A 6,611-nucleotide genomic window follows, 5' to 3' on the forward strand; every position below is an offset into this window, starting at 1 on the left:
GTGATGATGGCCCGGCGATAATGCCGCAATGGGCAGATAATGGTTCAATAGCCAACTGTAGGCCGCCAGCGAGAGCAAAGTGACAGACCAGGTGTAACGCAGGGGTAAAGTGGTTGCCGCTATGCTGATGGGAACCAGATAATAGGAAATAAACGGGTTTGAGGCACCGCCACTGAAAAACAGCAGGGCGGTAAAAAACAGGATATCCACCAGCAGATGGCAGAAGAACTCCAGTGGGGTGATCGGCGGCTGACGAAAGGTCCGCCACCAGGTTGCCGCAATCACCACGGCGTAAAGCGAAAGCACAATCGCCAGCATCAGCACGGGCAGACCGATATCCTGCACCAGGCTGAAATAGAGCAGTGCCAGTAACTGGCCACCCAGGGCGATGTTGCGAATGACACTCAGCTGGCGCAGGTTCTGCCGCGCTGCCGAGTGTATGAATGAATCAAGGGTGGCCATGTCCGGATATTACCAGAAGGGTCGGGTTACCAGTGCAGGGTAGCAGCCAGATAAATATTTCTGCCAGCACCCGGCAGTCGATCTCCCACTGCTATATCGCTGTCGCCATTGCGATTGTAGGCCGACAGGTGGTCGTCGTATCGGTGGTCGAACAAATTCTCGATACCCCCGGAGAAGCTCAGCTGGTTGCTAAAGCGATAGCTGCCGGATAAGTTGAAAATGCCGTAGCCAGAGGTTTTTTCTTCCTCATTGAAGCTCGATACCAGGTTCTGTGGTGCGTAGAGAACGGATTCGCCTGCCAGCGTCAGCCGGGCATTTTCATAGATCAATGCCAGACGGTTGTTAAGGGGGGCAACCCGGTAGAGGTTGTCATCTGCATCGCGGCGTTTACCCCGGACATAACTCAGGTTGCCTTCCAGTTTCAGTCGGTCGGAGATCCGATAGCCATAACCGGTATCCATACCATACATTTTGGCGTCCACATTATCGAACATCAGTGCCGCCTTGCCACTCATCATGGTACTGATCATGTTGGCCACTGCATTGCTGGTGGGTACGCCCTGAATATAATCGTTGATACGGCGATAGAACAGTTGTGGGGATATCCAGGCGTTGTCTGACTGCCAGTCGATACCTGCTGTCATTTCATAGGCCGTTTCACTGTCGAGATTTAGGTTGCCAATGTAGTTGCGCCCATCGGCCAGGCCGCCGGTGGCATTCAGTGGCAACCACAGGTAGCGCTCCTGATAGGATGGCGCACGATTCTTCCGGCCCAGTCCGAGATTCAGCCGGGTATGGTCTGTCAGTGAACGGCTGAGGTTCAGGACGGCATCGAGGTTGTAGTCATTTTTTTCGAGATCAGCCGTATTGAAAGCCTCTGCCAGGGTCGCCACATTGGCGGCCATCATTCCCATCATGCCATTGGCGCTGACCGTATCGCTGTCCATCCTGACCTGGTTGTAGCGCAGACCGGTTTCCACCTGCCACTGACCCAGATGACCGGTCCACTCCGAAAACATACCGTAGGTATCGCGCTCCACATCGCTGAAGTTGATCAGCTCGAACAGGGCATTGTTGGGATTGGTAATCGCCCCTGAATGAATTGTCTGGTTGCCATCGGTGCCCAGTGTCAGAAAACCGTTTCGCAGTGGCCACCGGGCCGCCAGTGACCAGGCTGTATTGTGTGAGCTGACTTTATTGGCGCGATACTGATCGAGGGCAGGCGCTTCCCGTTGCGAAAAGTTGTCCATCAGGTGCGCGACATGGTTATAGGAGATATGCCCAATCAGCGTCACATCGCCGAGCATGGTGGTGAAGTTGGTGCCCACCAGATCGCTGTCGATATAGTTGATATCCATCGGCAGGGCCGGTGTCCCGGTGTCCCGGGTATCCAGTTCGCCGGCGTAAATTTCGATAGTGCTGAGGTCGCTGCGCCAGGCATAGCTCAGGTCGTGGCGACTACGACGGTACTGGCTGCCACCGATTTCATCATCATCGCCGATACGGGTTTCATTGCCTTCATCGTGGCTGGTCAGCAGAGTGAATTTGTGGCTCTGGTTGGCCAGTGTCGATCGCAGCGCGCTGCTGGAGCCGTCGCTGTTATCGTTGAAGCGTCCGGACAGGGCCCCGGAAAATTTGAAGGCTTCGTCATCGCTGAAATCGCCGCGGTCGAGTCCCGCACTGATATGTCCCCCCAGGCTTTCCTGTGCCGCGCTGACCGGGGCAATGCCACGGTGTACGGCAATGGATTTCAGTAGCATCGGAGGAGTATAGGTGAGCGGGCTGTCCATGGCATTGGGGCCACCCGAAGGGGCCGGGCCATGGTCGAGCACAACACTGACACGGTCACCGTAGAGCCCTCGGTACTGCACGATCTCGGTCACGGGACCATTGCTGTTGACATTGGCGCCGGGAATTTTTTTCAACAGCCCGGCACTGTCCAGCACGGGTATTTCCGCGGGGCTGACAGTCAGTATCGGAAAGCTGGTGGATTGCACGCCAACGATATTGATTTCTTCCGGTTGCGGGTGCTCGGCAAGGGTGGTGATGGGGATCGTCAAAACCAGTAATGATGCCAGTACGGACAGATCGTGCTTCATGGACCACTTCTCCAGGGACAGTCAGAATGGCCGGCATGTTACTGTTCTTGCGCGCAGATGGGGATGCGACAAAATGTCGCACCACTAATGGCGTTGCTATTAAAGAGTGGGGATCAGCGCAGCAGCAACAGTGGAATGTTTGAATTAATCAGCATCCGTTGGGTCAGGCTGCCAAACAATAATTCCCGCAGACGACTCTGGCCAAAGGCGCCCATGACAATCAGTTCAATACGGTTTTCCCGGCAATATTGCTCGAGTTGTGGCTGGACATTGCCCTGGAGACTGGTGGAGACGACTTCCAGCCCGGCATTTTGCAAGGTGGCGGCAGCTTCTTCCAGTTGAGCGGAGGGAATATCGGCCGAATCGCTGACATGCACGATGTGACAGACCAGACCCCGGTAAAGGGGGCTGAGGCTCATCATATCGAGGGCCTTACGGGAGGCTTCGTTGCCGTTATAGGCAATCATGATGCGCTGCGGCGGCTGTTCGAATGGCCGGTTGACCACCAGTACGGGACGATGCATGGCCCGAATCAGGCTTTCCAGGTGTGCCCCGAGTTGTTTTTCCTGATGCTGGTGCTCCTCGCCCCGAACACCCACCACCAGCACCCGGATTTCCTCTTCCATCTCAGCCAGAGTTTCCTCCAGCCCACCATGACGTTGCAGAATTTCCGGTGCAGTACTGCCCGTAGCCATTGCTCGCCGGTATGCCTCCTGAAGCATCAGCTTGCCCTGTTCCAGTAGAATCTTGCTGCGACGCTCTTCCATGCTGGTCAGTTCCTCGAGTAATTCCTCGCGACCGCCAAGCCCGATGTTGCCACTGAGATCCATGAATAATGGCGTCTCGCGGTGTTCGATATTGTGCAGTAGCTTCAGCGGTGCCTGGAGTTTCTGTGCCACCCAACTGGCGTAATCCGTGACAGATTCCCGGTAAGTTGAACCGTCAATGCATGCCAGAATCGTACTTCTCTGATGATTGTTATTCATTAATGTCCCCCGAGTACTTTTTCTATTTCCTCTGGCTTGTCAAAAACACCAAAGCGGTCGACGATCGTGGCTGTGGCGTCATTGATACCAATCAATTCTACTTCGGCACCGTCACGACGGAACTTGATCACCACCTTGTCCAGTGCAGATACGGCTGAAATATCCCAGAAATGGGCGCGACTGAGATCTATAACTACTTTATCCAGTGCTTCCCTGAAATCAAAGTGAGTAAGCAGCCTGTCGGCGGAATTGAAAAACACCTGGCCCACAACCCGATAGGTACGCGTCATGTGCTCGCTGCCCAGTTCTGACGTAACGTACATGAAATGGCTGACTTTGTTGGCAAAAAACAGCGACGCCAGCAACACCCCGACCAGCACACCGTAGGCGAGATTATGGGTGGCCACAACCACCACGACGGTTGCCACCATCACAGCATTGGTGGAGACGGGGTGTTTTTTCAGGTTGGTGATGGAGCCCCAACTAAAAGTGCCGATGGATACCATGATCATCACGGCCACCAGCGCAGCCATCGGAATCAGTGACAGCCAGGGGCCGAGAAACACCACCATAACAATCAGAAATACCCCGGCAGCCAGCGAAGAAAGACGGCCCCGACCACCTGATTTTATATTGATCACCGACTGGCCGATCATCGCACAACCGGCCATCCCGCCCAACAATCCGGCTCCGATATTGGCAATACCCTGGCCCTTGCACTCGCGGTTTTTGTCGCTGGTGGTGTCGGTGAGGTCGTCCACAATGGTGGCAGTCATCATCGATTCCAGCAGACCCACCACCGCCAACGATATGGCGTAGGGCAGGATAATCATCAGGGTATCCAGTGTCAGTGGCACTTCCGGCCAGAGAAAAATCGGCAGGGTATCCGGCAATTGACCCATATCGCCCACCGTGCGGATATCCAGGCCGACCAGTAATGCAACGCCGGTAAGCACCACAATACAGACCAGTGGTGATGGGATGGATTTTCCGATCACCGGTAGCAGCGGGAACAGGTAAATAATACCCAGACCGGCGGCAGTCATGGCATAGACATGCCAGGTGACGTTGGTCAGCTCTGGCAATTGCGCCATAAAAATCAGAATGGCCAGCGCATTCACGAATCCCGTCACTACCGAACGCGAGACAAAACTCATCAGGTTGCCGAGTTTCAGGTAACCGGCTGCAATTTGCAGCACCCCGGTCAACAGCGTCGCCGCCAAAAGATATTGCAGGCCGTGTTCCTTTACCAGCGTCACCATTAACAGTGCCATGGCCCCCGTGGCAGCTGAGATCATGCCGGGCCGACCGCCGACAATCGAAATAATCACAGCGATACAGAACGAGGCATAGAGTCCCACCTTGGGATCAACCCCGGCAATAATGGAAAAGGCAATGGCCTCGGGAATCAGAGCCAGAGCAACAACAATACCAGCCAGTAAGTCAGCACGGATATTTCCCAGCCATTGCTGGCGGGTGGAGTGAAATAACATAAAAAGCGTTCCTGATGTTTTTTCGGGATAGTTTTTTCCTGAGCGAGTCACAGTGACTCTGCCCACTAATCGGAATGGAAATGTTCAATAAACAGCGATGCGGATGGTCTTTTGCCAACCATCTGAAAAAAAGGAGTGCTCGGCGATTGTTCCGATGAGACGAGCTTATGTCGTCCCGGGCGCACCCTTTTTTGGTGGTTGAGCGTGTTGTGTCAGGGCGGAGAAGGGGGCTGATTGATAAAACGCATTGTCTGGCCTGGTTCTGATCGGGCGCCCATTGTAGCCTGCTGTACGGCATTGGCAATGTCTGTGTTGTTTGATTGCTGAATAGAGGCGTTTTGCATTGCTGTGCGGAAAAAACACAAAGAAAGTTACGCTGATCCACAGGGCCAATATCATGAAGTCTGTATCGGGACTGTTTTAAGGAATGGCTCGGAAATTATGCAGTGAGGGCGTATTTGCCATGTAGCCCAATGAACTACAAGACAGGCAGTTTATGGCTGTTTTCCCGTCGGCGAGGCGTCACAGGGTGTCTTTTTACAATCCGTTTCAGCGCGCCGAACCATCCAATAGGATCTACGTTGCAAGTTTGGCAGACGGTTAAACTGAATATCGGGGTGCTGTTGAGCCTCCTTTGATGCTGCAATCTGTTGCGAGAAGGATATTTGATTTTCTTCTGCCACGCCTCAAGACTGGCACGTGAACAGTGCCGTTTGGGTGGGCTGGCCGTAGTCCGGGTGATGGTCGCCAATGCCGCCAAATCGTACCCGATAGTGGTTGCGCCGGGCGACACCGCTGGCCCATTGGCGAAACTTTGTTCGGCACCATTCAAATTTATGATCGATCTCGCGAAATTCCCCTGGGGAAAGGCCGAGCAGTGGATTGAATTCACAGTTTGGGGTTGTCATGAACAAAAAGGTTGGGCGGTACTGACCAAAAACCGCCAGCTCGACGCTGGAAAGGGCGCTCGGTTCAACATGTTCGATGGTTTCGACCATGGCGGCGGCATCATAGCCAATTAACTGACTGTTCTTTTCAGTGTAACTGGCGTGCATCAGTTTCAGCTTTGGCGAGGCGGTGTTCAGATACTGGCTGAGCGAAAATCGAGCGTGGGCCAGGCAGGTGGCGGATTTTTCAATGCCGACCACCTGATCAAATTGTGGCTCCGCTGCGAGCTGGTAGAGCAACATGCCAGACCCGCAACCCAGGTCCAGTATTCGTCTGGCTCCCGTGGCCTTGAGAACCTCCATGGTATGGTCGAGTCTCTCCTCGTGAAGTCCGGTCATTGGTTGTTTTCGCAGCAATGTTTGTCCAAAAAATTCCAGTTTTTGCCGGTCATCCCATGACATGAAAACTGTCGGCGTTCAGCCATATATGGGTGGCAATACTGGCGGCGTAACCGAGCAGAATTACCGGTGCCCATTTCAGGTGACCCATGAAGGTGTAGTAGCCACGGGCCTGGCCCATCAGTGCTACTCCGGCTGCCGAACCAATCGACATGACACTGCCCCCGACGCCGGCGGTGAGCGTGATCAGCAGCCAGTGCCCATGACTCATTTCAGGTTCCATGG

5 protein-coding genes and 1 pseudogene are annotated in these 6,611 nt (G+C 54.3%); all 6 read right to left on the minus strand.

Annotated elements, in window-relative coordinates:
* Window positions 1-462, minus strand: a pseudogene (locus ACTF5G_RS09670) (ATP-binding protein); the annotation flags it as partial.
* 26 nt (window positions 463-488) lie between these two features.
* On the minus strand, window positions 489-2,561 hold the full coding sequence (locus ACTF5G_RS09675; RefSeq protein WP_438952604.1) for a TonB-dependent receptor domain-containing protein: 2,073 nt from the start codon (window positions 2,559-2,561) through the stop codon (window positions 489-491).
* 113 nt (window positions 2,562-2,674) lie between these two features.
* Entirely contained in the window at window positions 2,675-3,547 is an 873-nt protein-coding gene (locus tag ACTF5G_RS09680) for a universal stress protein (protein WP_438952605.1), read from the minus strand.
* The gene (locus ACTF5G_RS09685) at window positions 3,547-5,040 is read right to left on the minus strand and encodes a SulP family inorganic anion transporter (RefSeq protein WP_438952606.1); all 1,494 of its coding nucleotides are present in this window, start codon (window positions 5,038-5,040) and stop codon (window positions 3,547-3,549) included. The genes ACTF5G_RS09680 and ACTF5G_RS09685 overlap by 1 nt, the downstream gene beginning before the upstream one ends.
* A gap of 686 nt (window positions 5,041-5,726) precedes the next feature.
* Window positions 5,727-6,389 (minus strand): methyltransferase domain-containing protein, encoded by a 663-nt coding sequence (locus ACTF5G_RS09690; RefSeq protein ID WP_438952607.1) that lies wholly within the window; start codon window positions 6,387-6,389, stop codon window positions 5,727-5,729.
* On the minus strand, window positions 6,376-6,611 hold a 236-nt coding region (gene nhaD / locus ACTF5G_RS09695), incomplete at its 5' end, for a sodium:proton antiporter NhaD (protein ID WP_438952608.1). The genes ACTF5G_RS09690 and nhaD, both read right to left, overlap by 14 nt.

The sequence above is a fragment of the Porticoccus sp. genome (assembly GCF_965660005.1).
Lineage (GTDB): Bacteria > Pseudomonadota > Gammaproteobacteria > Pseudomonadales > Porticoccaceae > Porticoccus.

Coding starts and splice junctions, on each gene's coding strand:
- ACTF5G_RS09680 (WP_438952605.1), bottom strand. CDS start 3,547: ATGAATAACAATCATCAGAGAAGTACGATTCTGGCATGCATTGACGGT.
- ACTF5G_RS09690 (WP_438952607.1), bottom strand. CDS start 6,389: ATGTCATGGGATGACCGGCAAAAACTGGAATTTTTTGGACAAACATTG.
- ACTF5G_RS09675 (WP_438952604.1), bottom strand. CDS start 2,561: ATGAAGCACGATCTGTCCGTACTGGCATCATTACTGGTTTTGACGATC.
- ACTF5G_RS09685 (WP_438952606.1), bottom strand. CDS start 5,040: ATGTTATTTCACTCCACCCGCCAGCAATGGCTGGGAAATATCCGTGCT.